The sequence below is a fragment of the Methylicorpusculum sp. genome (assembly GCF_030651835.1).
Lineage (GTDB): Bacteria > Pseudomonadota > Gammaproteobacteria > Methylococcales > Methylomonadaceae > Methylicorpusculum.
On record NZ_JAUSBX010000047.1, the window covers coordinates 26,364 to 50,113 of the forward strand.

Here is a 23,750-nt window from a genome sequence, read left to right on the forward strand (position 1 = left end):
AGAGTGTGAATGTATTTGTAAATGGCGAAACCCTGACATACCCTGATGGAACGACGGTTTATCAGGTCGTTGCGGCCATGGGCTTAACCGGAAAACGCATTGCTGTTGAATTTAACAAAGAAATTCTGCCGTTTGACAGTTACGCCAAGCAACATCTAAAAGAAGGCGATCGTCTGGAGATAGTTCATGCCATTGGGGGCGGACAGGACGATTCATTTACCGTCGCAGGCCGTATCTATCGCTCCCGCTTGCTGGTGGGCACCGGAAAATATAAAGACATGGAAGAAACCCGCCTAGCTATTGAAGCCAGCGGCGCCGAGATCGTAACGGTTGCGATACGCAGAACCAATATCGGCCAAAACCCTGGCGAACCCAATCTGCTGGATATCATTTCGCCCGATAAATATACGATTTTACCTAACACCGCCGGTTGCTATACCGCGGATGACGCCGTGCGCACCTGCCGTTTGGGCCGGGAATTGCTGGGCGGACATAATCTGGTCAAACTGGAAGTGCTGGCGGACCAAAAAACCCTGTTTCCCGATGTCGCTGAAACCTATAAAGCAGCTGAATTACTGGTTAAAGATGGCTTTGACGTCATGGTGTACACCAATGACGATCCAATCGCCGCAAAACGCCTTGAAGAAATCGGCTGCGTCGCGGTCATGCCGCTGGCAGCACCCATAGGTTCTGGCCTTGGCATTCGAAACCCGTATAACATATTGACTATCGTCGAAAACGCCTCAGTGCCGATTCTGGTGGATGCCGGGGTCGGTACTGCATCTGACGCAGCCATTGCAATGGAGCTAGGTTGTGCCGGCGTGCTGATGAACACCGCAATTGCAGCCGCGCAAAATCCTGTATTAATGGCCGAAGCGATGAAAAAAGGCATTGAAGCAGGCAGGCTTGCCTTTTTGGCCGGCAGAATGCCCAGAAAGCGATTTGCGTCAGCATCATCGCCCATAGACGGTTTGTTTTTGTAGACTACTAGATGTTTCCTGATTATAAAGATGCTTCAGCAACAACGTCTTTCCGGCAGAGCCTGCCCCGGTCAGGGAATGCCGGGGGATTGCCGGAATCTAGAGCACAAGGATGTGTTCGGCGCTCGCCATCCATGGCACCTGGATCTCGGCAATCCCTGCCGAGATGACGACTTTTGACTGAGCTGATTGATCTTTATAATCAGGAGATGTTTTGCCGGGCTAAGCGTTCGCTAGCCCGGCAGTCTCAACTCCAATCAACGCCGTGCCAACACCTGATCACTTTGCTTTATTCCCTGGCATGACGATCCCCTTTAGCATTAACCTATTTTAACTTTTCAAGCATCATGTTATCTGAGCAAACGGCCCCCCGAAGAATTCGCAGCTTTATTCGCAGACAAGGGCGTATCACACCCGGACAGGAGCTGGCTTTGGCAAACCATTGGGATACTTTTTGCCTAGATCCTGAAGCAGAATGTTGTTTTGCTGAAGTGTTCGGACGAGACGCGCCGACCGTTCTTGAAATAGGCTTCGGTAACGGCGAAAGTCTGGCGCAAATGGCGGCTGATTCACAGGGCACCAATTTTGTGGGCATCGAAGTGCATAAACCCGGCGTTGGGCATTTATTGATGCTCATCGAGCAACTCGGCTTAACCAACCTCAGAATTTATTGCCATGATGCGGTTGAGATACTGGAACGCCGAATCAAAGACCACAGCTTGGAAGGAATCCATCTGTTTTTTGCAGATCCCTGGCCAAAGAAAAAACACCACAAAAGAAGAATCGTCAGACCCGAATTTATCCACACGGTGGTCAAAAAATTGAAACCCGGAGGCTATTTTCATGCGGCAACCGATTGGGAAAATTATGCCCAGCATATGCTGCAGGTATTAAACGCGGAACCTGAGCTCTGCAACAGCAGTTTGACCGGTGATTACTGCGAACGCCCCGGATATCGACCGGTGACCAAGTTTGAAAACCGAGGACTGCGTTTAGGCCATGGCGTATGGGATTTGATTTTTATCCGTAAGTAGAGAATTGCCGTAAGAACAGACTCTCCAACGGTTTGACTTAGATCACTCACCGCTTCTCGTCCACAACAAAAACCTGCCGCACTTCCATTTAAGTTTCAACTTTAAAGTGCGGCCAATGCCTGACTCAATTACGTTGACTTGAAAAACAAGGTTTGCCAATGTAGAAAGCAACGATCAGTGCCAACCAGAAGTGGCTAAACTTTGCAGTACAGAACCTATCCTAAGGGTTAAATCCAGCCATTCCTCGTTTAAAAGTTTTCCTGAGTATAAAGATGCTTCAGCAACAACGTCTTTCCGGCAGGGATTGCCGGAATCCAGAGCACAAGGATGTGTTCGGCGCTCGCCATCCATGGCATCTGGTTCTCGGCAATCCCTGCCGAGATGACGATTTTTACTCAGCTGATTGATCTTTATGATCAGTAATTTTTTACCCCCGATTTAAAAAATCAACCTGATTAGCAAGAGGTTTTGCCAAATCGATAAGCCCGACATGCCCGTCCGGAAACGGGCATGTCGGCCATGGAGGTTAAGCTTCGTGCTATCCATGACTTCTGGATTTCGGTAATCCCTGCCGAAATGACACGGTCGGCTCAGCAATTCTCAATTTGAAGGGAAAAAAGGGCTGGGGGAAGCTTTTTGAGGATGTCGGCAGCAGGGATGCTGCTGTCAAGCCCCCATGGAAGGGTTTACGGCGTTCCTCAAAAGGCTTTTCCCAGTCCAAAATGATACCGAAAAGATCAAACTGAGAATTGCTGCGGTCGGCCAGTAAAAAAGAGTTAGAACTTAAACATCCTTTATAATCAAGAAAATTCAAGCTGGGAATTGCCTGCAAAGAATCACTGTTTAACACTATCCACTGGTTAACCGCACGCTATGAAATTTAAAGATTACTATCAAATTATGGGTGTTCCCCGCTCAGCGTCTCAGGAAGAGATCAAGCGGGCTTATCGCAAATTGGCGCGAAAATATCATCCGGATGTCAGCAAGGAAAAAAATGCCGAGGCTAAATTTAAAGAGTTAGGTGAAGCCTATGAGGTATTAAAAGACCCGGAAAAAAGAGCGGCCTACGATAAATTGGGCGCTAACTGGAAAGCCGGACAGGATTTCAATCCACCACCTGATTGGGAACAAGCGTTTGAATTTAAAGGCGGCGGATTCACCAGCGACGAAGCCGGTATCTACAGTGATTTCTTTGAGCAATTGTTCGGCCATACCGGTTTCAGAAACACCGGTCGCGAGCATTTCAACGCTCATGCCCGGGGCCAGGATACACATGCCAAAATCACTATTGATCTGGAAGAGAGCATTACAGGCGCCACAAAGACCATTATTTTCAACATCCCCGAGACCGATGCAAAAGGCTATTTGCAACTAAAACAAAGATCTCTGAATATCAAAATACCCAAAGGCATCAAGCCGGGCCAGCATATCAGGCTTTCAGGCCAGGGTAGCCCTGGAATGGGCAGTGCACAAGCCGGCGATTTATTACTCGAGGTCGCATTTAATCCGCATCGGCTTTATCGCGTCATTGATACCGATATTTACCTGGATTTACCGGTGACACCCTGGGAGGCGGCATTGGGCGCCAAAATCAAGGTACCCACGCCGGAAGGACCTGTCGACCTTAGCATCCCGGCCAATTCCAGACAAGGCAGCAAACTGCGAATAAAAGGCCGGGGCTTACCCTCCAAAAAACCGGGCGATTTTTATGTTGTCCTGCAAATTACGCTGCCGCCGGCCGATTCTGAAGCGGCTCGCTCGGTTTATCGGCAAATGCAGGCACAACTGGATTTTAATCCGCGTCTTTCGCTAGGACTCAGCTTATGAAATCATCTGATTTATTATTAGTGTATACCGGCACCGTCATTGAAGAAGACAGCCTGACCTTGGGCCAACTCTGCAAAGCCTGCGGCACCAACGCGGATATGATCATCAGTCTCGTCGAAGAGAGTATCATTGAACCCAGCGGCGAAAACATTCATGAATGGCAATTTTCAGGTGCCAATCTGGTGCGCGCGCGTTTTGCGCTCAGACTGCAACGGGATTTGGGCATCAATCTGGCCGGAATCGCCCTGGTACTGGATTTAATTGAAGAACGGGAAATGCTGCGCGCGCAAATTGCCGCGTCAGAACACCGCCATGTCCTTGGTTAGGGAAAAAAGGACTGGGGAAGTTTTTCAAGGATGTCGGCAACCGGGATGCTGCCGACGAGGTTTTCGGCGTTCCTCGAAAGGCTTTTCCCAGCCCAAAATGACGCTGAAAATAGCATACTGGGAATTGCTGTATGCCTATAGCCGATTGCACTTTTTGTTTTATTCAACCCGAGAAGCACCATGCCAACTAGTTTATTCACGCCGGTTATTGCCGGAAGTCTCTCATTAAAAAACCGAATCGTCATGGCGCCTTTGACCCGCAGCAGATCAAAGCAGCCCGGCGATATTCCCTGGGAAATGAATGCCACGTATTACCGCCAGCGCGCTACCGCCGGATTAATCATTGCCGAAGCCACTCAAATCTCCCCGCAAGGTAAAGGCTATGCCTATACGCCGGGCATTTACAGCGATGAACAGATCGAGGGCTGGCGGAAAGTAACCTCCGCCGTTCATGAAGAAGGCGGCCTGATTGTTTTGCAGCTTTGGCATGTAGGCCGCGTTTCTCATAGAGACTTACAACCCGATCATCAACTGCCGGTTGCGCCATCGGCCATTAAAATTGACGGCAACGCCTTTACCGAAGATGGGTTTAAGCCCTTTGAGACGCCGAGAGCGCTGGAGCTATCCGAAATACCCGTCATTATTGACCACTATCGAACGGCAGCCATCAATGCGTTAAAAGCAGGCTTTGACGGTATTGAAATCCATGCCGCCAATGGTTATTTACTGGATCAGTTCCTGCGCGATGGCTCCAATCACAGAACCGATGTCTATGGCGGATCTATCGAAAATCGCGCGCGCTTATTGCTTGAGGTTTTAACGGCAGTATCTGACGCGATAGGACCGGATAAAGTAGGTCTACGATTATCTCCGACCAATCCTTTTAACGACATGACGGACAGTGATCCTCAAACCCATTTTGCCTATTTCGTTGAACAGTTAAACCCATTCAATTTGGCTTATCTTCACATCGTCGAACGCATGATTCCGGTTGAAGAGGATCATTCCACCTTTGATTTTGATGCATTAAGACACCGTTTCAAAGGCGTGTATATTGCCAACGGCGGCTACACTTTGGCCAGCGCAACTGACAGCATTGCAAAAAACCGCTGCGATCTGGTTGCGTTCGGCAAGCCCTTTATTGCCAATCCTGATTTGGTGGAGCGATTCAAAATCAACGCACCGTTGAATGAGCCGGACTTTGACACCTTCTATGGCGGCGGGGAAAATGGTTACACCGATTATCCCGCACTTAAATAATGGCCTTATCGCCCTAAAGCGACTTCATGTTCGTCAAGACCAAAGAATCGGGATGGCTCTGTAAATGAACCCGCCGATAGGGTCATTCTTCTGTTGTCGACCAGCAAATGCAATAAAGACTGGTCGACAGCAGGAAAGAAGCTGACACAGACTTCGTCCATATCTAACGGAAAAGCATATTGAGCCATTAATGCGTTGATTCCATCATTCATAAATAATTCCAGAAAAATAAAGCTGAATTATCACCGTTTGATATGACAGATTCGTGACAGCTTAAAATGAGATCCCCCCTTTCAGTAAGGTGTTTTTTGAATGCATCCGAACAAAGGATACTAACTTGCGATCAACCATCCGGAACAGAAACGACCTGGGCAAAGCCTCCACCCGGCGTTCTAAAATTAGTTGTTTGACCTTGATATAAACGGGCACAGACCCATTGCACCTGACGCTGATAAACATAATTACGCAGGTCAACTTTAAAATCCAGCTTTTCGTTGCCTATTTCAAGTTGCCGCTCGCTTGGCTGGACCAGCTTTTGAGCGACATAATCGTGCTGCAGAATTTCATCGAAGACGCGATGAGTCAGTTTATCGCCGCGGTAAGCGGCTTTGCTACCGTAGCCTCTGGCCGGTTTAAAGAACAGTTGTTTACGGTTTTTCCAGAGCCAGTCGGCATCATCGGCCTTAACCTGACGCGTTTGTGCGATGCCTTGCAGCAACAGGGCACGAGTTGGCTCATCAATGCCTAATTCCAGCAGTGTTGTTTCATCCGTCAGCAGCGCCAGATTTCTTTTATCGGCATAAAGCGCATGATTTCGGGGATGGGGCGTCAAAACAACGGTTGAATTTAAATAAGCGTCTCTAAGCTGATGATGCTCGGGCTGCGTCAAGCCAAAGTCAGTAAGCCGGTTGTAAACAAGGTCGATCTGCAAAAGGCCATACCAGACACGGCCCTCCCTATAGTCAAGTTCTGACGGATCGGCAATAACGGCAGTGATACCGTTTCGCTCAAATAACTTTTGAAAAAGAATGAATTCGGGCAGCATGAATTGTGTTTGCGGCTGTGTATCAACAATCGCGATGGATTTTAATGATCTTTGTGTATTTTCTGCCCGCCATTCCTGCAGAAACATGTTCACAAATGCCTGCTCGGCCTTGCATGAAGAAGTGATGCCGGGCTGCTTGCCCGCGGCGAGTTCGCAACATGAAAATTGGGCTTTTGCCAGCATGACATTGAGCATTGCGCCACCGGCGTTGCTGTTGATTTCAATCAGCTTGGGTCCTTCCGGACTTAGATGAAAATCAAAACCCAGAAAAACTCCGCTGGCTTTAGGGATAAAATGCGCAGCCGATGGCGCAAAACGAAGCGCGCGTTCCTGGAATGCAGGTAAGGCAATCACATCTTCAATCGCGGTAATGATTTGATGCTGCTTGTAAAGGCAGGATTCGGTGACAAAAACGGCCGATTCGGCAAAAAGGTGCGGCCTTTCCTCGGTAATCATTTTATAAAGATCCAGTTCCCTGGCTTGTTCTGATAATTCAGCGCGCATAGCTGACCTATCAAGCGATACACAATAACATTCCTTGTTAAGTCGCTCCGGCTTGCCGGCGTCTTGTTGATCGTGCAAGTCTTCCATCGATTTTGATTGCATTCAGCTAATAACGGGTGAACCCTGGAAATAACAAAGACGTTCACTAAGCTGTTTTAATGAACAATGAATTGGGAGAGCATTTTACAAGGTCCGTCTCGGTCTGACACGACGATTTTTATTTGCATCGCTTTAAGCGTGTCGATTGATCATAAATAGACGGGTCAGCCATTAAAAATTTGCGATCAATACCGTTTCCCGATTATTCTCAACCACATTCCGCAATCACTTTAATGAGAGTAAGTCTTATGAAACCATTTTTTTTGACCCGCTTTATTTGTTCAGGGCTGTGCCTGTTTTTCGTCAATGAAGGAGGATGGGCGGCGGACTTGACCCGATCAGAAATTGAAGGGCTTTTAGCGTCGGCGACTCAGTCCAAACCGGCTGATCTGCGAAGAAAGGATTTGCGCGGACTCGATTTGTCCCGGCTGGATTTTCGCCACGCGGATTTATGGGGCGCCGATCTTAGGCAAGCCGATCTCAGTCATGCCAATTTATCTGGACTGGTTCTGGATTTAACCGTGATGACCGGTATAAAGCTGACCCATGCCGATTTATCCAATGTGAGCATTTTCGGAGTGAGCCTGGTTAAAGCCGACATGAGTAAAGCCAATCTGAGCGGCAGCCGTGTCATTGCCATCATGGATGGCGCCAACCTCAGTTACGCGGACATTTCCAACGCCAATTGGGGCGCGGATATGAAAAATCAGCCGATGGGTTTAATGCGTGCCAGTTTGAAAGGCGCCAATTTAACCGGTGCCAATTTGTCAGGCGGTAATTTCGATAGAGCCATGTTGCGATTGGCAAATCTGACTAAAGCCAATCTGAGCAAAGCCACATTTTTTGCAGCCGATATGGCAGGAGCCAATCTAAGCAACACGGACTTGTCGAATGCTAACTTGTCCAGCGCTAAACTGTTGGATGCCAATTTCACGGGTTCGTTAATTTCCGGAGCTCAGTTTAAAGGGGTAAAAGAGGACGCGGTTTTACTAAGGCTAGAAAAAGTCAAAGGCCGGGATACCGCTATTTTCGATTAAATGATTTCATTAATCCGGACTTTCATAAAATGAAATTTCGTGTAAAATGCGCGTCTTCAAAACGAGTGGGTGCTTAGCTCAGCTGGGAGAGCATCGCCCTTACAAGGCGAGGGTCGGGGGTTCGAACCCCTCAGCACCCACCAATTGAATATTCAGTTTTAAATTTTGATCTACCAGCCCTGTCAGGCAAACTCTTATTCCGGGTAATTAGTATTAAACAGGCTTTTCCGCTTCCCTGTTGCCATAATGCGTCTGGTAGTCAGCCATAGACAGCCGTATCACTTCATGAGCTTCGTCACGCCCGTAGACGTTGGTTATCTCACAATGGCTCGTTTCACCGGGCAAGTTTTTGTACGTCAGAAAATAATGTTTCAGCCGGTTGATATAAGATGACGGGCAGTCTGATACATCGTTCCACTGACGATAAAACTCATCACCTTTCATAACTGCAATAATTTTGTCATCCGCTTCGCCTCTATCAAGCAGACGAAATCCGCCGATCGGAATGGCCGGAAGAATGATATTGCCGTGAGTAACCGCCCGCTCACTCAATACACAGATATCCAAAGGATCGCCATCGCCTTTGGCAACCATTTTTCCCGACATCTTCTCGGCAAACTCGGCCACTTTTTCCGCGCAATAGGTTTGCGGAATAAAGCCATAGAGGGTCGGCACGGTATTTGAGAACTTCTGGGGCCTGTCAATCTTAAGATACCCTGTTGTTTTGTCGATTTCATATTTCACAGTATCGGAAGGTACCATCTCTATGAAAGCCGTCACGACGGTAGGTGCTTGTTCACCCGGATGGATACCATGCCAGGGATGTGCTTTGTAAGGTATGTTCATTTTTTGTGCAGTTGGGTATAAGGAATGTAAATTGTTAAGTAAGCTAGGAATCGAGTATTTTTACGCGGGCCACTCATCTAACCGGCGAATTATGACTGTAATCAATTGAGCTTCCGGAACGGCTTTCCATGCGTTGCTGGTTTTTCCAATCTCTATGTCTAAGCATTATCTCCAGCACTTCCTGAGGATCGTCAGTCAGCGTGATAAAATTCAGGTCCTCTTCTGATACGGTATGGTATTCGATGAGCGTTGTCTTTATCCATTCCATCAGCCCTTGCCAAAAATCGGTGCCGAATAAAACCAGGGGCAATGGATAAATCTTTTTAGTTTGCATCAGGGTTAGCGATTCAAACAATTCATCCAGAGTTCCAAAGCCGCCCGGCATACAGACATATCCCATGGAATGCCTGACAAACATAACTTTACGTACAAAAAAATAGCGGAAACCCAGGGATATATCCTGGTAGGGATTAGGTCTTTGCTCCATCGGCAGTTCTATGTTGAGGCCGATTGAAGGCTGTCTATGAGAGTGGGCTCCCTTGTTTGCGGCTTCCATAATGCCGGGGCCGCCACCGCTTATAATCGCAAAATCATGCTGGGCTAACAACCCGGCTATTTCTACCGTTTTTTGATAATAAGGATGATTGGGCGCCAAGCGGGCAGAACCGAAAATGGAAATGGCGTCGCATAAATGAGACAACCGGTCAAATCCCTCGGTAAATTCACTGATAATTCGAAAAATCCGCCAGGACTGATCGCCTTTGACGTCATCAATAGTGTTGAACGAGTTATTTTGTCTGTTATTACATTCCATATAGCTTATTTGCTGATGCTGTGAGCGAGCACATACGTGCTCAAAGAATGCATTTTGCTTCCTTTGATATGGGGAAATTTTGGCATTCGAATTGAACCTGTGTAAATTTTATGCTTAACGAATCCTGCGTTCATATTTTTAGGGTGCAGCTCAAACAGAACATCAGGCACATTTTCATCACGAGGTTGGTGACACTCTGCGCACGCTGCCTGAAATATTTGCTCTCCTGTGGCTGAGGAGTCGGGTTTGAAATCACTGGTACAACCATTGATAGCCAATGTGATGCACAGCGTAGAAAAGCGATAAGACTTCTTCATGGCAAGCTCCTTAATTCAGGGAATAAATAATTTTGCCGGATTGAAGAGTGTGAGTAACGCGACCTGACAAAGTGCTACCCCAAAACGGCGTGTTTAAACCTTTACTTTTCCACGTCGTCGAGTCGATCGTCCAGCTCATGTGGGCATCAAATACGCAAATATCGGCAATCATGCCGACGCTAAGAGACCCGCTTGGTAAGCGTAATATCCCTGCTGGATTGCAAGTTAATGCTGCGATTCCTTGCGATAACGATATGGTTTTATCATTGACCAGTTTAAGCATTAAAGATAGCAGAGTTTCAATGGATGCCATGCCGGGTTCGGTTTCCGGAAAAGCGCCCAGCTTTGCATCCAGATCATGCGGCTGATGATCTGAACACAGCACGGTAATGACTCCTTCTGACAGGGCTTCCCGCAGCGCCTGCTTATCCTGATCACTGCGTAGCGGCGGCAAAACGTGATAAGCACTATCAAACGGCTCCATGTCATTTTCAGTCAGATGCAACTGGTGAACAGCGATATCTGCACTCACATCAAGTCCATATTTTTTGGCTTGTTGAATTTTTATCAACGACCGTTTACAGCTGATTTGTCCAAAATGGACCCGGCAGCCGGTTTGTTCGGCCAATTCCAGGCATTGAGCCAGTGCGATGGTTTCAGCCGTATAGGGAATACCGGGCAGACCATAGCGAGTAGCGATTGCACCTTCATGCGCACAGCCTTTATTGCCCAGGCTATGCTCATGAGGACGATAAATCAGCAATAAATCATGGCTAGCGGCATATTCCATTGCGCGCCGAAGTATCAGGAGATTGGATACCGGTTTACCGGCATTGCCGACGGCGATGCATCCCGCCTGCTTAAGCGCCAGCATTGGACTGAGTTCTTGTCCTTCAAGTTTTTGGGTGAGCGCGCCGATGGTAACAATATTGGGATAATCCGCTTTGTCCGCCAAATCTTTGATCAATTCCACAATGGCCGGAGTATCAGCGGCGGGCTTGGTATCCGCTTGCAATACCAGCGTTGTGACTCCGCCACTGGCTGCCGCGCGGGTTTCACTTTTTATGGTGGCTTTATGACTTTGGCCGGGCTGGCGTAACCGTGTACTCATATCGATGAAGCCTGGGCAAACAATCTGATTTTGCGCATCAATGACTATATCCGGAGTAAAATCTCCAGGCGTTTCGTTTACCGAGATGATATGGCCTTCTGCTATATACAACGAGCCAATGCTATCGGTTTGATTGGCCGGATCGATAATCCTGCCGTTTTCTATGGCTATTTTTTGCATTATCCGTTCCCTCTTGCCTGCATGGCCATTGACATAACCGCCATACGCACGGCGATACCATTACTCACTTGTTGCAAAATTACGGATTGAGGACCGTCAGCAACCCGTGTGTCTATTTCCACACCCCGGTTAATCGGGCCTGGGTGCATTACAATCGCATCAGGTTTGGCGATTTTTAATTTGGACGGAGTCAGACCGAAGCATTTAAAGTATTCACTTTCGCTGGGCAACAGAGCCGATGTCATGCGCTCTTTTTGTAATCGCAGCATGATAACCACATCGATGTCTTTTAAGCCTTCCGTCAAGTTATGGAAGACATTAACGCCCAAGGTCTCGACATGGGCCGGTAATAATGTTTTGGGGGCGATGACGCGAATTTCTGCGGCTCCCAAGGTGTTAAGAGCCAGAATCTGGGAGCGGGCGACCCGAGAGTGCAATATATCGCCGATGATGGCGACTCTTAACGGTGCAAACTCTTTTTTTATTTGCCGGATGGTAAACATATCCAGCATGGCTTGAGTGGGATGACTATGCTGACCGTCACCGGCATTAATCACGCTGACATGGGGGGCCGTATGTTGGGCAATAAAATGAGCGGCACCGCTGGTAGCATGCCTGACGACAAACATATCCACGAACATGGCTTCCAGATTGCGGATGGTATCAAGCAGGCTTTCACCTTTGGAGGTAGCTGAGGTGGCAATATTCATGTTGATGACATCAGCGGACAAGCGTATCGCTGCCAGTTCAAATGTCGTCCGGGTGCGGGTACTGTTTTCAAAAAACAGATTCACGATGGTTTTACCGCGTAGTAAAGGCACTTTTTTTACCTGTTGCTCCGACATTCCGGCGAATGATTCTGCCGTATCCAGAATTTCGGTCAACAAGGCTTTATCGAGGCCCTCAATCGTTAGAAAGTGTTTTAATTTACCGTCAGAATTTAATTGCAGGTTTTCCGTCATAGAGCTTAGGCTGCCTCATTCATAGATTGAATATAAATGCTCAGGGGTTCTGGGCCGGTAAGCTTGATACGCTGATTGGCTTGCAATGAAATGCGGGCACCGTAACAATCCGGTTTTAGCGGAATCTGCCGCCCATCCCGTTCTATCAGAACAGCAAGCACCACTTGATTAGGACGGCCGTAATCAAAAATCTCATTCAACGCGGCGCGAATGGTGCGGCCGGTATAAAACACATCATCGACCAGGATGATATCGCGTCCCTCTATTGTAGTAGGCAGTTGACTGGGTTTGACATTGGGGTGGACACCTATCTGTGAAAAATCATCGCGGTAAAACGAAATATCCAGCAAACCCAGCGGCTCTTCAAAATTTAAGCGTTGATGTAAATGTTCGGCAATCCAGACCCCGCCGGTACGAATACCAATCATCAGCGGATTGCTTAATTTTCTTTCGCTTATCGTTTCTATCAACGAGTCTTCCAGGGTTGATAACAAAGCGGAAATGTGCAGAGGTGTGTTATTCATTTTTTATTATTTGAGTTATTGAGCCAGGTTTGCAGAATAAGTTGAGCCGCCAGCTGGTCCTGAATTGCCCAAAGTTTCTTTGCCTTGAGGCGATGATCATCGAATAGCAATTGTTTGGCTTCAAAAGTAGTCAGGGTTTCGTCTTGCTGGTAAACCGGCAGGTTATAGCGGCCTTCAAGTTGCCGGCAGAATTTCAGCATACGAGGCGTAATCAGATTGTCACTGCCATCGAGTTGACGGGATATCCCTACGACAAAGCCTGCGGGTTGCCATTCCTTAATCAACCGACTGATTGCAAACCAATCAGGGGTCTGATTAATCGATTTGATCGTTTCCAGAGCACTGGCTGTTCCGGTTACGGTTTGACCTACGGCTACGCCGATTTTTTTGTTACCGAAATCGAAACCCAGAAAGGTATCCAGGTTGATAGGGTTTGATTGCGTTTTTCGATCAGCCATGTCCTGCCGGTGCGGTCAGTTTGTTGATGTCGATCCCGATTTGATTGGCTGCTGCATACCAACGCTGACTGACGGGCGTAGTGAATAAAATGTCATTGCCGCTAGGCGTATTGAGCCAGGCATTACTGATAATTTCACGTTCCAGCTGTCCTTCCCCCCATCCTGCATAACCGAGTGCTACCAAATAATTTTGCGGTCCCTCTCCTGCTGCGATGGCTTCCAGAATATCTCTAGAGGTTGTCAACGCGATAATATCTGAAATCAGTAGCGAGGAATCCCATTCGCCCATTGCTTCGTGGATGACAAAGCCTCTTTCCTGTTGAACGGGCCCGCCCGAAAAAACCGGCGCGTCGATGGCGCTTTGAGATGAGGCCTTGATATCCATTTGGGTGAAAATTTCCCCCAGCTTCATATCGATTAATCGATTAATTACAATACCGAGAGCACCCTCGTCATTATGCTGACAGAGATAGGTGACCGTGTGGGAAAAACCAGGATCAGTCAGGTTGGGCATCGCTATCAGAAACTGGTTGTTTAAGTATGTCGCGCCGTTCGTGATATTTGGCATCGGATTCTGTTATTAAAATCGGTTATTGACTGGTCATGCCGGATTTGTCTGAAAATTGCCAGACACGCGTAATCACAAGCACGTCTAATTCCTGAAGCAGTTCTTTAGGCAAAGGCGGAAAAGGCTCGCTAATCCGGACAATTCGCTTGGCTGCTTCATCCAAGGCAACGTTGCCGGAAGATTGCTTGATACGAATATTGTATATCGTACCGTCGGGCTTTATACCCACTTCCATTGTCAGTTTCCCGTAAAAGTTTTTTTTGCTGGCTTCCTCAGGATAGTTAAGGTTTCCAGTTCTTTCTACCTTGTTTTCCCAATCTTTCATGTATTGAGCGGCCACATACTTATGCGTACTCACGGAATTAACATGTTTTATTTTGCTGAGATCCGCGCTTTGTTGTTTCTGCCGGATTTCAGTACCCAGCTGGGTAATCTGTTGTTGAAGTTCCGCTACTGAAATGTGTGGCGTTGGCGCGGTTGTGGCTTCCTCCTCTACTGGCGCTTGTTTTTGCGTTGTTTTAACTTCAGCGGGTTTTGTCGTTGCTATGATTTTTTTGTCCGTTGCCGCTTCTTTAGGCTGTGTTTTGGGCTGCGTAGGTTTAACCGGCATGGGCGATGGCTTAGCGGCCGGACTGCTAGCCAATTTTTGCTTCGGCGGCACCGGTTTGGTTATTTTCTCGCCGGCACCAATTTGATTATCCTGCGCCAGGAAACTCGCTTTTTTCGGTGCTTTGGGAGCCGGAGTATTCGCCAGAGTCACTTCAATGGTACGGCTGACTTTTTCCGGCTTGGGTGACATAAAATTCGTTCCGAAGATAACCAGAGTGTGGATAACCGCAGCAACAAACAAGGCGATCAGCAAAGAATCATTTTCCGATGTGGCAGAAAATCTGCCCAAAGTCATATGAGAACTCATAGTGCTTGCAGTTTCTCTTCAATGTGATCCATCAGTTGACCCGCGATATTAAGGCCAAATGCCCTATCCAGCTCCTGCACACAGGTGGGGCTGGTGACATTGATTTCAGTCAGGTAATCACCAATGACATCAATACCCACAAAGACCAGACCTTTTTCTTTTAATGTGGGCCCAATCTGATTGGCAATCCACATATCGCGTTCCGTAATGATGCGCCCTTCGGATGAGCCTCCCGCCGCAAGATTTCCCCTCGATTCGCCTTGAGCGGGAATACGGGCAAGCGCATAGGGAACAACTTCTCCATTAACAATTAATATGCGTTTGTCGCCATTTTTAATTTCAGGAAGGTATTTTTGTGCCATTACGTAACGACCATTGTAATGGGTCATAGTTTCCAGAATCACACTCAAATTCGGATCATTTTGATGCACATAAAAGATCGATGTGCCACCCATTCCATCGAGTGGCTTTAAAATTATTTCTCCGTGTTCATTGAGAAACTCACGTATTTTATTGCTGTCCCTGGCCACCAGGGTATCCGGGCAACAGTCTGGGAACCAGGCAGTAAATAACTTTTCATTGGCATCTCTAAGGGATTGGGGCTTATTGACGACATAAGTGCCGTTTGCCTCCGCCCTTTCGAGTAAATAGGTAGCATAAATATACTCCTGATCGAACGGAGGGTCTTTACGCATGATGATGACATCCAGTTCATCTAAAGCCAGATTTTGCTCCCCCCCAAACCGAAACCATTGCAATTCGTTTCGCTCAACCGAGAGCGTCCGGGTTCTGGCAAAAGCCCTGCCATTGCGTAAATACAGGTCATTAAGTTCCATATAATGCAGCTCCCATCCTCTGTGCTGCGCTTCAAGCAACATGGCAAAGCTGGTGTCCTTTTTTATATTGATTTTTGCGATGGGATCCATAACCATGCCAAGTTTTATGGCCATAATGCGTTCTCTTTTTTACGAATGGGTTAAATAGGTTTCTCTAGCTGCAATAGTATGCCACTGAAAGTTTATTTTTCTCCAATGATATGGGATCTGGCTTAAAAGCTGTTATTTGTCATTTAAATTAATTACCCAGAGAAAATGCAGACAGTGGACTATAAACAAGAAATTTAAACTTACCGTATCGCCGCCTCTTATGCCTTTAATCAGCAGAAAAAAACGCGGATAGTCTTGGCACCCTTTTTTTCTTGGGAAGTAATTTTAAGCTTAAAAATAGCGCGATTGAATGCTTAATTTGCCATCAACACGTTTTGAATGACAGGTTCGGATGTACTGTGTCAAGAGTTAGTTATTTACCTGAAAAGAAAATTTTGGTATAAAGATCAGCTAACTTTTGAGCCACTGCATATTTTTTAGAGGTTAATAATGTCCAGAGTCTGTCAGGTAACGGGAAAACGTCCAGTTACCGGTAATAATGTATCACATGCCAACAATAGAACTAGAAGGCGTTTTTGCCCTAATCTGCAACATCACAGATTTTGGGTTGAAAGCGAAAATCGTTGGGTTCGTCTGCGTATTTCTGCCAAAGCAATGCGAATAATAGACAAAAATGGCATTGATGCTGTACTGGCAGATATGCGGAAAAATGGCATAAAAGCTTAAGGGGGCTAAATGCGCGACAAAATCAAATTGGTTTCTACAGAAGGAACAGGTCACTTTTACACGACCACCAAAAACAAAAGGACTATGCCGGAAAAAATGGAAATCAAAAAATACGACCCGGTAGTGCGTAAACACGTTATGTATAAAGAAGCCAAGATAAAATAATTTATCTCACGCCTTGATGACCACAGCTATTCAGGCTGTGGTTGTGTGGCCAGAAAGCAGTAAAGCGAGTGACATAATTGGTTTAAGGGACACTGAAAGATGCAACAGAACCTTACTCCGGAGTCTTTTTCATTGCATTCAAAATACTTTTAAGCTTTTCTGTTTGCCTGTAAAGCATCCTAAATTCCCTATCCGCCTCTTCCTTTTCTTGTTTCAACTGCTCATACATCGCTTTTAAACGATTATTCGCATCCCGCAAAGCTGAATTTTCTATTTGCAGTTTTTCCAGCACTGAGGCTTTATCGAATTCTGTACTGCTCTCTTTTTCAGTCTCAACAACATCAACTAATTTTTGAGGTACGACAAAAGTCGTTTCCACACCGTCATCAATGGCAAATGAAGCTGCACTTTTTACCAGAGTTGGCGCAACATTTTCTATGCCTCCATCAAGAATCGAAGCCTTTATTTTATTCTTAAGCAGCAGAAAAGCAGCGGCTTCGCTGGTCTTTCCATTATTACAAACCACAATTACCGGTCGATTCCTGTTTAAGGTTTTAACCTGCATGCGCAGGGTAAAAAAAGGAGCGCTTAAACTATCTTCAAGATGGTGCGAGTTAAAAGCTTCCGTTGATCGCACGTCCAGCAATAAAGCACCTTGCTTAATTTCTTGGCACATTTGCTCATAATCAAGATATATTAGTGACGGCTTTTTGATCAGATTAATAAAATTATCTTTGCTTAGCCTCAACAGCGATAATTTTGTTAGCGCTGTTACCGTCACATTGCGAGGCTTTTCCGAGAGAATGGAATCCTCACCAAAAGTGTCACTGTCCCTAAGCAGGGCTAACTTGATTTCTTTGGCATGTTCGGAAGGCTTGCGGGTTAATAGGCATTGGCCGCTTTTTATCAGGTAATAATAATCTCCCGGATCCCCCTGGCGCAGTATCGTTTCCCCTTTCTCAAAAAAAACTTCCTCAAGGCTCATTAGAATTTTTTGTAAATTAGCTGGGGGAAGTCTCTGAAAAATGGGGGATCTTAACAGCGTTGTCATCCAGTCGTCAGAGTTTTCCTCGGGCTCAATAATGACCATTGAACTGATTTCCTCCTCATAAGTTTGTAGCAAAGGGTAGTCTAATAGATTAGCCGGCAGCTTAATATAACGAATTGAGCTTCGTGCAACCGCATCAATTTTTCTGGGAACTTGATGAGCTAACGCAAATTTTGCAGATTCAGTTTCAGATTTAACGACCTCAAATGATAATCCTGCCGCCTGAAAAGACACTTCCCCGTGTAATAAGTAATATAAATGAGGATCAACGTCGCCCCGCTTAAATAGAATATCGTTTCGGGCAGCGTCTTGAATAGTAATTTGAGCACACAGCGACTCAAAATGAGGAGTTGCAAGATTTGCAATGGGAACCAGTTTGCGAATTGCTTGACCGTCGTCGGAGCTTGTATCTACAGCCATTCAATTTGGATAAAGTGGGTATTATTGACGTTTCTAATATAGCTTATTAATGACAAATGATCGCCAAAAAATAACAGGATCTATAAAAGTAACTATTGTTTTCAATTTTTTAATGCCCATATTCAAGATGATTGTGAAATTGGGATTAAGTCATGTTTTATATCCGACAAAAACCGGCTTGCTGCTATTCATGACATGTTCAATTGACTGCCAGGAAACTATGCAACGGATAGCTTAAATAGATGTCAGATATATCCTAAAGGAATGCCAGCATAAATCCTCTGATTTAATTTGCTCTTACTCAATTTTCAAGCGTTTTCACTCTGTACGCTATATCTTTTAGGGGCGGACAAGTGGGGTTATAGGATTATTTTGAAAACCCAAAACTATTAATTAGGTTGTTAATTCTTGCGAGATCACTATGAACAGTAAAACTTTTAGAACAATAGTGGGGTGTTTGGTCATGCCCTTGGCTTTTCTTACCGCCTCGCCGGCTCAAAGCGGACTTCCTGTTGCTGTGAATGGCCAGAAGCTACCTTCTCTTGCTCCGATGCTTGAAACCAGCTTGCCGGCCGTTGTGAATATTTCCACCTCCACGAATGTCCAGGTTCTTGAGCACCCCTTAATGCGAGATCCTTTTTTCCGGCATTTTTTTCAAATGCCCAACCAACCCAGTCAACGGCAAAAAAACAGCCTGGGATCGGGTGTCATCGTTGATAGCCGTAATGGTTTTGTATTAACCAATAATCATGTCATCGATAAAGCAGACAAGATCATGGTGACCTTACAGGATGGCCGGCAATTGAATGCAAAACTGATCGGAACCGACCCGGATGCCGATATTGCCGTGATTCAAATTCCTGCTGATAACTTGACCGCATTGCCGATTGCCAACTCAGATGAACTGCGGGTAGGCGATTTTGTTATTGCGATAGGCAACCCGTTCGGATTGGGACAAACGGTCACTTCCGGAATCGTCAGTGCTTTGGGGCGTTCAGGCTTGGGCATTGAAGGGTATGAAAATTTCATCCAGACCGATGCCTCCATTAACCCAGGCAACTCGGGCGGTGCCTTGGTTAATTTGAATGGCGAATTTGTCGGGATGAATACGGCTATCTTGGCGCCCAACGGGGGAAATGTCGGAATAGGTTTTGCCATACCATCCAACATGGCCATGACTATTAAAGAGTCCTTGGTCAAGCATGGCGAGGTTCGGAGGGGATTGCTTGGCGTATCAACTCAAGATTTGAGCCCCGAACTGGTTAAAGCGTTTGGATTGGAAACCAATAAAGGCGCTGTAGTCAGCAAAGTTGAAGGCAACTCACCTGCCGCAAGAGCGGGATTGGAACCGGGCGATATCATTACCAAGGTCAACGGCCAGAAAATAAAAGGTAGTCATGACATTCGCAATATGATTGGTTTGATGCAAATTGGTGATAAGGTTGACATAGAGTATTTGCGTAATAATGAAAAGATGACTGTTCAAGCAGCTATTGGTCAGCCTCAACGACCACAAGTCGCCGGCGAAAAAATCCACCCTCGATTACTTGGAACCATTCTGAGCAGTAGCCAGAAAAATCAAATTGAGGGGGTTCTTTTAGAAAAAATAAATACGGCTTCCGAAGTCTGGCGGGCAGGATTGAGACCCGGTGACATCATTGTTTCCGCCAATCGCTATAGGGTTCGAAATTTGGATGAATTAGTCCAGGTAGTTAATCCACAAGGCCAACTGTTAATCAATATACAACGCGGTGAAGAAGCCTTTTTTCTGGTATTAAAATAATCTGGTATCTGCTCCCCCCATTTTACTGGGTGTAGGTGATTGATTTCAAAGGATGCATAAATACGCCGCTGCTGCAGAAGCCTTTTTAATCAAGCACCCACCCCCTAAATTAAAAGTGGGCCAGCAGTGATGTAATCTGCACATTAACCCGAGAGAAGCAGCCGAATGACCGAAAGAAACTTTATCCCTCTTAACATAGCCGTTCTGGTGGTATCCGATACGCGAACCGATTCCGACGATATATCCGGAACGGCATTGGTAGAACGCATCAGCGAAACAGGTCATATTCCGGTTGAGAAATTAATCGTACCCGACTCTATCTATGCAATCAGATCCGTTGTTTCACGATGGATAGCCGATGAAGCGATCCAGGTTATCATCAGCACCGGCGGCACCGGAGTCACCGGAAGGGATGGAACCCCGGAAGCGGTTGAGCCTTTGCTGGATAAGCGGCTTGATGGCTTTGGAGAAATATTCAGAATGATCTCGTATCAAGCCATCAAAACATCGACGATTCAATCCAGAGCCATTGCCGGAGTCGCCAATGCCACTTACATTTTTTGCTTACCCGGTTCTTCAGGGGCTTGCAAAACGGCGTGGGATGATTTAATTAAAGATCAGTTGGATTTTCGAACCAGGCCCTGTAATCTTGTTCAGCTAATGCCCAGACTTTTGGAAAAATAATGCGTTCAGTCTTCTTATTTGTAGGCTCATTCAGTGCCTTTACCGGTGTTGCCTTCGGTGCATTCGGTGCGCATGCGCTTAAAAACAGTTTTAGTCCGGAGATGCTGGATATATATAAAACCGGGGTCAGCTATCAGATGTGGCATGCTCTGGGTCTTTTCGGTCTCGCCTTCCTTCAGCAACAGGCACCTTTTTCGCGCTTGATTCACTGGGCTGGCTGGCTGATGTTTGGCGGAATCATCTTGTTCTCAGGCAGTCTGTATCTGTTGACAATACTCAACGCCAAATGGCTGGGTATGATTACCCCCTTCGGTGGCTTGGCCTTTTTAGCTGCCTGGGTACTTGTTATGCTATTTGCAGCACAAAAATCTTCTTAATATTCAACTTGTCGAGCCAAACGATGCGTGATGCTAACCCACAAACCATTTATCTAAAAGACTATACGGTACCGGAATACCTGATTCACGAAGTGGATCTGAAATTCAACCTGGACGATGAATGCACCGAAGTCACCGCCAAGCTGAAAATCAGCCGTAATCCAAATAGTTCCCATCAGGGCGAAGCCTTAACACTTCATGGCGAAAAGCTGGAACTTATCAGCGTCTCGCTGAACGGGGAAACCTTGAGTAAGAATGCCTTCCAGCAAACGCCAACCGCTCTTATCATTGATCAGGTACCTCAGGAACAAGCCTTTGAACTGATCATTGAAAATCACATTAACCCCAAAGCCAACACGGCCTTAGAAGGTTTATACCTGTCCAAGACGATGTTATGTACCCAGTGCGAAGCGGAAGGCTTTAGAAAAATAACCTACTTTCTGGATCGTCCCGATGTCATGAGCCGGTTTACAACCACCTTGATCGGCGATAAATCGAAATATCCTGTGCTTCTTTCAAACGGCAACAAGATCGCACAGGGTGAGTTACCCGAAAACGCACACTGGGTAACCTGGGAAGATCCTTTCGCCAAACCTTGCTATTTGTTTGCGCTGGTAGCTGGACAATTGGATTGCGTAGCCGATCGTTTTACAACTATGTCGGGCCGTGAAATCGATTTACAGATCTTTGTAGAAAGTCATGATCTGGACAAATGCGCGCATGCCATGCAATCGCTCAAAAATGCGATGCTATGGGATGAGCAGGTATACGGCCGCGAATACGATCTGGATTTGTATATGATTGTCGCGGTGGGCCACTTCAATATGGGTGCAATGGAAAATAAAGGGCTCAATGTCTTTAATACCAAATTCGTACTGGCACGACCCGATACTGCCACAGATTTTGACTATGAGCACATCGAAGGTGTGATCGGTCATGAATATTTTCATAACTGGACCGGCAACCGCATTACTTGTAGAGACTGGTTTCAGCTCAGTTTGAAAGAAGGCTTTACCGTTTTTCGTGACCAGGAATTTACCGGCGATAGAACATCCAAAGCTGTTAAACGCATAGAAGATGTCAATATGCTGCGAACTCGACAGTTTGCAGAAGATGCAGGTCCCATGGCACATCCTATTCGTCCGGATGCCTACATTGAGATCAATAATTTTTATACGCTGACAGTTTACGAAAAAGGCGCCGAAGTCGTCAGAATGCTGCATACCATGTTAGGTGCGGACGGTTTTCGCAAAGGCAGCGATCTCTATTTTCAACGGCACGACGGACAAGCCGTTACCTGCGACGATTTTGTCAATGCGATGCAAGATGCCAATGAGGTTGATCTGACAAGTTTTAGGCGCTGGTATGCACAGGCAGGAACGCCCCTAATCAATGTGATGCCTCAGTACGATGAGACATCCCAATCGTTGCATTTAACCATCAGCCAAACAAGCCCCCCAACACCGGGCCAGCCAGTCAAAGAGCCGCTGCCGATCCCTCTGCGCTTGGGCTTGTTATATAACGATGGCGCTGTAGCACCTTGCCAATTGAAAGACCAAACCACTAGCGAAACTGAAACTGTTTTACAGCTGACTGAAAAAGAACAGCGCTTTACTTTTACCGGGTTAAGAGAAAAACCGGTTATTTCGATTTTGCGCGGTTTTTCTGCGCCGGTAAAACTGACCATGGAGCGCAGTCTGGATGAGCTTGCTTTTTTACTGAAACATGATTGCGATACGTTCAATCGCTGGGAAGCCGGGCAGCAATTATCCAGCCGCATTATTCTGAATTTGGTTGAGGATCGGAATGAAGGCCGCGAGTTAAAAATTGAACCCGTTATTGTCAATGCCTTTGAGCAGGTATTGGAACAATCCTGGGAGGATTTATCCTATTTTGCCTTGCTGTTAAATTTACCCTCCGAAATTTATCTGGCTGAGCAAATGCAGGTTATTGACCCCGAGGGCATCCATTATGCCAGGGAAAAAGTCATTCTGACTTTGGCTGAGCAATTGCAAAAACGCTTTTTACGGCTTTATCAACTCTACCATAAAGATGAATCAGGACAGTTCGATTCCGGAGCCATTGGCCGTAGGCGAATAAAGAATGCCTGTCTTGCTTATTTAAGTGTCCTGAACACCCCTGAGATCCAAGATTTGTCCCTGACGCAATTTAAGTCTGCAAAAAACATGACCGATCAGATGGCGGCGCTCAGTGTCATTGTCAATAACGAACACCCTGAAAAATCACAATGTCTGACCGATTTTTATCAGCAATGGCAGGATGAAGCTCTGGTAATAGACAAGTGGTTTGCTTTACAGGCATCCAGCCCAATGCCTGAAACTTTCGATACCGTTGCCGCTTTGCTGCGTCATCCTGCATTTGACATGAAAAATCCCAATCGTGTCCGCTCTCTGGTTGGGGCGTTCAGTCAAGCCAATCCATTGCATTTTCATGCCGGCAACGGTCAGGGTTACCGTTTTCTGGGAGACAGGATTATTGAACTGAACACATTGAATCCTCAAGTGGCTTCGCGGATGTTAAGCGCATTGACACAATGGCGGCGTTTTGATGAGTCTCGGCAACAATTAATGAAAGCCCAGCTGGAACGCATTATGACAACCGACGCGATCTCGCCTGATGTATATGAGGTGGCAAGCAAGAGTTTGGCTTAATGTTTAGTCTGGCTGACTTTGGTCGAAAGACGCTTTACTTGCGTAGTTAAATAGAGTTTACATGCCATTAATTTTAGAACAATAGTTAGGTCCACGAAAAGAAAACAATCAAAGAGATGCCGACTTTTTAATAATTTTATAGTGTCTTTCGTGCTTTTCGTGGACTAAGCCCGGTATGTG

28 protein-coding genes and 1 tRNA gene are annotated in these 23,750 nt (G+C 46.3%); 15 read left to right on the forward strand and 14 right to left on the reverse strand.

Annotation, left to right across the window (positions count from 1 at the left end; all coding sequences use genetic code 11):
• The first annotated feature begins 5 nt into the window (after positions 1-5).
• From thiS to Q7V32_RS06035, 4 genes are all read left to right on the forward strand, one after another.
• A complete protein-coding gene (gene thiS, locus Q7V32_RS06020; RefSeq protein WP_304896076.1) occupies positions 6-983 on the forward strand; it encodes a sulfur carrier protein ThiS in 978 nt (325 codons plus the stop codon).
• Positions 984-1,010: 27 nt separating this feature from the next.
• Complete coding sequence (locus Q7V32_RS06025; protein WP_304896077.1) at positions 1,011-1,160, forward strand: hypothetical protein; 150 nt, start codon at positions 1,011-1,013, stop codon at positions 1,158-1,160.
• Positions 1,161-1,327: 167 nt separating this feature from the next.
• Positions 1,328-2,014 carry a tRNA (guanosine(46)-N7)-methyltransferase TrmB gene (gene trmB, locus Q7V32_RS06030; RefSeq protein ID WP_370691426.1) on the forward strand — a complete coding sequence of 229 codons (687 nt, stop codon included), beginning with the start codon at positions 1,328-1,330 and terminating at the stop codon, positions 2,012-2,014.
• Positions 2,015-2,286: 272 nt separating this feature from the next.
• Positions 2,287-2,421, forward strand: coding sequence for a hypothetical protein (locus Q7V32_RS06035; protein ID WP_304896078.1), 135 nt, complete (start codon positions 2,287-2,289; stop codon positions 2,419-2,421).
• A 131-nt stretch (positions 2,422-2,552) separates the two neighbouring features.
• Here the strand turns inward: Q7V32_RS06035 and Q7V32_RS06040 are convergent, their stop codons facing one another.
• Positions 2,553-2,828, reverse strand: a complete 276-nt coding sequence (locus Q7V32_RS06040) for a hypothetical protein (protein WP_304896079.1) — start codon at positions 2,826-2,828, stop codon at positions 2,553-2,555.
• Between the two features lie 59 nt (positions 2,829-2,887).
• Between Q7V32_RS06040 and Q7V32_RS06045 the strand changes: the two genes are divergently transcribed.
• From Q7V32_RS06045 to Q7V32_RS06055, 3 genes are all read left to right on the forward strand, one after another.
• Complete coding sequence (locus tag Q7V32_RS06045) at positions 2,888-3,841, forward strand: DnaJ C-terminal domain-containing protein (RefSeq protein WP_304896080.1); 954 nt, start codon at positions 2,888-2,890, stop codon at positions 3,839-3,841.
• The gene (locus tag Q7V32_RS06050) at positions 3,838-4,167 is read left to right on the forward strand and encodes a chaperone modulator CbpM (protein ID WP_304896081.1); all 330 of its coding nucleotides are present in this window, start codon (positions 3,838-3,840) and stop codon (positions 4,165-4,167) included. The genes Q7V32_RS06045 and Q7V32_RS06050 overlap by 4 nt, the downstream gene beginning before the upstream one ends.
• A 180-nt stretch (positions 4,168-4,347) precedes the next feature.
• Complete coding sequence (locus Q7V32_RS06055; protein ID WP_304896082.1) at positions 4,348-5,427, forward strand: alkene reductase; 1,080 nt, start codon at positions 4,348-4,350, stop codon at positions 5,425-5,427.
• 5 nt (positions 5,428-5,432) lie between these two features.
• On the opposite strand, the gene Q7V32_RS06060 is transcribed toward Q7V32_RS06055, so the two are convergent.
• Together Q7V32_RS06060 and Q7V32_RS06065 are read right to left on the reverse strand one after the other, a co-directional pair.
• Positions 5,433-5,639, reverse strand: coding sequence for a hypothetical protein (locus Q7V32_RS06060; RefSeq protein WP_304896083.1), 207 nt, complete (start codon positions 5,637-5,639; stop codon positions 5,433-5,435).
• Positions 5,640-5,770: 131 nt separating this feature from the next.
• Positions 5,771-7,078: a hypothetical protein gene (locus Q7V32_RS06065; RefSeq protein ID WP_304896084.1), complete on the reverse strand. Its 1,308-nt coding sequence runs from the start codon at positions 7,076-7,078 to the stop codon at positions 5,771-5,773.
• Positions 7,079-7,323: 245 nt separating this feature from the next.
• On the opposite strand from Q7V32_RS06065, the gene Q7V32_RS06070 reads away from it, so the two are divergent.
• On the forward strand, positions 7,324-8,112 hold the full coding sequence (locus Q7V32_RS06070; RefSeq protein ID WP_304896085.1) for a pentapeptide repeat-containing protein: 789 nt from the start codon (positions 7,324-7,326) through the stop codon (positions 8,110-8,112).
• A gap of 67 nt (positions 8,113-8,179) precedes the next feature.
• A tRNA-Val gene (locus Q7V32_RS06075) sits at positions 8,180-8,255 on the forward strand.
• Between the two features lie 70 nt (positions 8,256-8,325).
• Here the strand turns inward: Q7V32_RS06075 and Q7V32_RS06080 are convergent.
• The 10 genes from Q7V32_RS06080 to gshB all read right to left on the reverse strand — a co-directional run bounded on the left by Q7V32_RS06080 (position 8,326) and on the right by gshB (position 15,758).
• Positions 8,326-8,958 carry an inorganic pyrophosphatase gene (locus tag Q7V32_RS06080; protein ID WP_304896086.1) on the reverse strand — a complete coding sequence of 211 codons (633 nt, stop codon included), beginning with the start codon at positions 8,956-8,958 and terminating at the stop codon, positions 8,326-8,328.
• Between the two features lie 73 nt (positions 8,959-9,031).
• Complete coding sequence (locus tag Q7V32_RS06085; protein WP_304896087.1) at positions 9,032-9,772, reverse strand: TIGR00730 family Rossman fold protein; 741 nt, start codon at positions 9,770-9,772, stop codon at positions 9,032-9,034.
• 5 nt (positions 9,773-9,777) lie between these two features.
• Positions 9,778-10,089 carry a cytochrome c gene (locus Q7V32_RS06090; protein WP_304896088.1) on the reverse strand — a complete coding sequence of 104 codons (312 nt, stop codon included), beginning with the start codon at positions 10,087-10,089 and terminating at the stop codon, positions 9,778-9,780.
• A gap of 10 nt (positions 10,090-10,099) precedes the next feature.
• Complete coding sequence (locus Q7V32_RS06095) at positions 10,100-11,380, reverse strand: dihydroorotase (RefSeq protein ID WP_304896089.1); 1,281 nt, start codon at positions 11,378-11,380, stop codon at positions 10,100-10,102.
• Positions 11,380-12,342, reverse strand: coding sequence for an aspartate carbamoyltransferase catalytic subunit (locus Q7V32_RS06100; RefSeq protein WP_304896090.1), 963 nt, complete (start codon positions 12,340-12,342; stop codon positions 11,380-11,382). The genes Q7V32_RS06095 and Q7V32_RS06100 overlap by 1 nt, the downstream gene beginning before the upstream one ends.
• A gap of 5 nt (positions 12,343-12,347) precedes the next feature.
• On the reverse strand, positions 12,348-12,866 hold the full coding sequence (gene pyrR / locus Q7V32_RS06105; RefSeq protein ID WP_304896091.1) for a bifunctional pyr operon transcriptional regulator/uracil phosphoribosyltransferase PyrR: 519 nt from the start codon (positions 12,864-12,866) through the stop codon (positions 12,348-12,350).
• A complete protein-coding gene (gene ruvX, locus Q7V32_RS06110; RefSeq protein ID WP_304896092.1) occupies positions 12,863-13,324 on the reverse strand; it encodes a Holliday junction resolvase RuvX in 462 nt (153 codons plus the stop codon). The genes pyrR and ruvX overlap by 4 nt, the downstream gene beginning before the upstream one ends.
• Entirely contained in the window at positions 13,317-13,883 is a 567-nt protein-coding gene (locus Q7V32_RS06115; RefSeq protein ID WP_322273510.1) for a YqgE/AlgH family protein, read from the reverse strand. Before Q7V32_RS06115 ends, ruvX begins: the two co-directional genes overlap by 8 nt.
• Positions 13,884-13,914: 31 nt before the next feature.
• On the reverse strand, positions 13,915-14,808 hold the full coding sequence (locus Q7V32_RS06120; RefSeq protein WP_304896094.1) for an energy transducer TonB: 894 nt from the start codon (positions 14,806-14,808) through the stop codon (positions 13,915-13,917).
• Positions 14,805-15,758, reverse strand: a complete 954-nt coding sequence (gene gshB / locus Q7V32_RS06125) for a glutathione synthase (RefSeq protein ID WP_304896095.1) — start codon at positions 15,756-15,758, stop codon at positions 14,805-14,807. Before gshB ends, Q7V32_RS06120 begins: the two co-directional genes overlap by 4 nt.
• A 426-nt stretch (positions 15,759-16,184) precedes the next feature.
• Between gshB and rpmB the strand changes: the two genes are divergently transcribed.
• Both rpmB and rpmG read left to right on the forward strand, forming a co-directional pair.
• On the forward strand, positions 16,185-16,421 hold the full coding sequence (gene rpmB, locus Q7V32_RS06130; RefSeq protein ID WP_304896096.1) for a 50S ribosomal protein L28: 237 nt from the start codon (positions 16,185-16,187) through the stop codon (positions 16,419-16,421).
• Positions 16,422-16,430: 9 nt separating this feature from the next.
• Positions 16,431-16,586, forward strand: coding sequence for a 50S ribosomal protein L33 (gene rpmG, locus Q7V32_RS06135; protein WP_159651571.1), 156 nt, complete (start codon positions 16,431-16,433; stop codon positions 16,584-16,586).
• Positions 16,587-16,698: 112 nt separating this feature from the next.
• On the opposite strand, the gene Q7V32_RS06140 is transcribed toward rpmG, so the two are convergent.
• Positions 16,699-18,054: a cyclic nucleotide-binding domain-containing protein gene (locus Q7V32_RS06140; protein WP_304896097.1), complete on the reverse strand. Its 1,356-nt coding sequence runs from the start codon at positions 18,052-18,054 to the stop codon at positions 16,699-16,701.
• Positions 18,055-18,517: 463 nt separating this feature from the next.
• Here Q7V32_RS06140 and Q7V32_RS06145 point away from each other — a divergent pair, with 463 nt between their 5' ends.
• From Q7V32_RS06145 to pepN, 4 genes are all read left to right on the forward strand, one after another.
• Positions 18,518-19,837, forward strand: a complete 1,320-nt coding sequence (locus tag Q7V32_RS06145) for a DegQ family serine endoprotease (protein WP_304896109.1) — start codon at positions 18,518-18,520, stop codon at positions 19,835-19,837.
• Between the two features lie 165 nt (positions 19,838-20,002).
• Positions 20,003-20,521 carry a molybdenum cofactor biosynthesis protein B gene (moaB, locus tag Q7V32_RS06150; protein WP_304896098.1) on the forward strand — a complete coding sequence of 173 codons (519 nt, stop codon included), beginning with the start codon at positions 20,003-20,005 and terminating at the stop codon, positions 20,519-20,521.
• Positions 20,521-20,898, forward strand: coding sequence for a DUF423 domain-containing protein (locus tag Q7V32_RS06155; protein ID WP_304896099.1), 378 nt, complete (start codon positions 20,521-20,523; stop codon positions 20,896-20,898). The genes moaB and Q7V32_RS06155 overlap by 1 nt, the downstream gene beginning before the upstream one ends.
• Before the next feature lie 23 nt (positions 20,899-20,921).
• Entirely contained in the window at positions 20,922-23,570 is a 2,649-nt protein-coding gene (gene pepN / locus Q7V32_RS06160; RefSeq protein WP_304896100.1) for an aminopeptidase N, read from the forward strand.
• Positions 23,571-23,750: the final 180 nt, after the last annotated feature.

Excerpts from the sequence above, each read along its gene's own strand:
- Q7V32_RS06025 (WP_304896077.1), top strand. The coding sequence starts at position 1,011 with ATGCTTCAGCAACAACGTCTTTCCGGCAGAGCCTGCCCCGGTCAGGGA.
- trmB (WP_370691426.1), top strand. The coding sequence starts at position 1,328 with ATGTTATCTGAGCAAACGGCCCCCCGAAGAATTCGCAGCTTTATTCGC.
- Q7V32_RS06035 (WP_304896078.1), top strand. The coding sequence starts at position 2,287 with ATGCTTCAGCAACAACGTCTTTCCGGCAGGGATTGCCGGAATCCAGAG.
- Q7V32_RS06045 (WP_304896080.1), top strand. The coding sequence starts at position 2,888 with ATGAAATTTAAAGATTACTATCAAATTATGGGTGTTCCCCGCTCAGCG.
- Q7V32_RS06050 (WP_304896081.1), top strand. The coding sequence starts at position 3,838 with ATGAAATCATCTGATTTATTATTAGTGTATACCGGCACCGTCATTGAA.
- Q7V32_RS06055 (WP_304896082.1), top strand. The coding sequence starts at position 4,348 with ATGCCAACTAGTTTATTCACGCCGGTTATTGCCGGAAGTCTCTCATTA.
- Q7V32_RS06060 (WP_304896083.1), bottom strand. The coding sequence starts at position 5,639 with ATGAATGATGGAATCAACGCATTAATGGCTCAATATGCTTTTCCGTTA.
- Q7V32_RS06065 (WP_304896084.1), bottom strand. The coding sequence starts at position 7,078 with ATGCAATCAAAATCGATGGAAGACTTGCACGATCAACAAGACGCCGGC.
- Q7V32_RS06070 (WP_304896085.1), top strand. The coding sequence starts at position 7,324 with ATGAAACCATTTTTTTTGACCCGCTTTATTTGTTCAGGGCTGTGCCTG.
- Q7V32_RS06080 (WP_304896086.1), bottom strand. The coding sequence starts at position 8,958 with ATGAACATACCTTACAAAGCACATCCCTGGCATGGTATCCATCCGGGT.
- Q7V32_RS06085 (WP_304896087.1), bottom strand. The coding sequence starts at position 9,772 with ATGGAATGTAATAACAGACAAAATAACTCGTTCAACACTATTGATGAC.
- Q7V32_RS06090 (WP_304896088.1), bottom strand. The coding sequence starts at position 10,089 with ATGAAGAAGTCTTATCGCTTTTCTACGCTGTGCATCACATTGGCTATC.
- Q7V32_RS06095 (WP_304896089.1), bottom strand. The coding sequence starts at position 11,380 with ATGCAAAAAATAGCCATAGAAAACGGCAGGATTATCGATCCGGCCAAT.
- Q7V32_RS06100 (WP_304896090.1), bottom strand. The coding sequence starts at position 12,342 with ATGACGGAAAACCTGCAATTAAATTCTGACGGTAAATTAAAACACTTT.
- pyrR (WP_304896091.1), bottom strand. The coding sequence starts at position 12,866 with ATGAATAACACACCTCTGCACATTTCCGCTTTGTTATCAACCCTGGAA.
- ruvX (WP_304896092.1), bottom strand. The coding sequence starts at position 13,324 with ATGGCTGATCGAAAAACGCAATCAAACCCTATCAACCTGGATACCTTT.
- Q7V32_RS06120 (WP_304896094.1), bottom strand. The coding sequence starts at position 14,808 with ATGAGTTCTCATATGACTTTGGGCAGATTTTCTGCCACATCGGAAAAT.
- gshB (WP_304896095.1), bottom strand. The coding sequence starts at position 15,758 with ATGGCCATAAAACTTGGCATGGTTATGGATCCCATCGCAAAAATCAAT.
- rpmB (WP_304896096.1), top strand. The coding sequence starts at position 16,185 with ATGTCCAGAGTCTGTCAGGTAACGGGAAAACGTCCAGTTACCGGTAAT.
- rpmG (WP_159651571.1), top strand. The coding sequence starts at position 16,431 with ATGCGCGACAAAATCAAATTGGTTTCTACAGAAGGAACAGGTCACTTT.
- Q7V32_RS06140 (WP_304896097.1), bottom strand. The coding sequence starts at position 18,054 with ATGGCTGTAGATACAAGCTCCGACGACGGTCAAGCAATTCGCAAACTG.
- Q7V32_RS06145 (WP_304896109.1), top strand. The coding sequence starts at position 18,518 with ATGCCCTTGGCTTTTCTTACCGCCTCGCCGGCTCAAAGCGGACTTCCT.
- moaB (WP_304896098.1), top strand. The coding sequence starts at position 20,003 with ATGACCGAAAGAAACTTTATCCCTCTTAACATAGCCGTTCTGGTGGTA.
- Q7V32_RS06155 (WP_304896099.1), top strand. The coding sequence starts at position 20,521 with ATGCGTTCAGTCTTCTTATTTGTAGGCTCATTCAGTGCCTTTACCGGT.
- pepN (WP_304896100.1), top strand. The coding sequence starts at position 20,922 with ATGCGTGATGCTAACCCACAAACCATTTATCTAAAAGACTATACGGTA.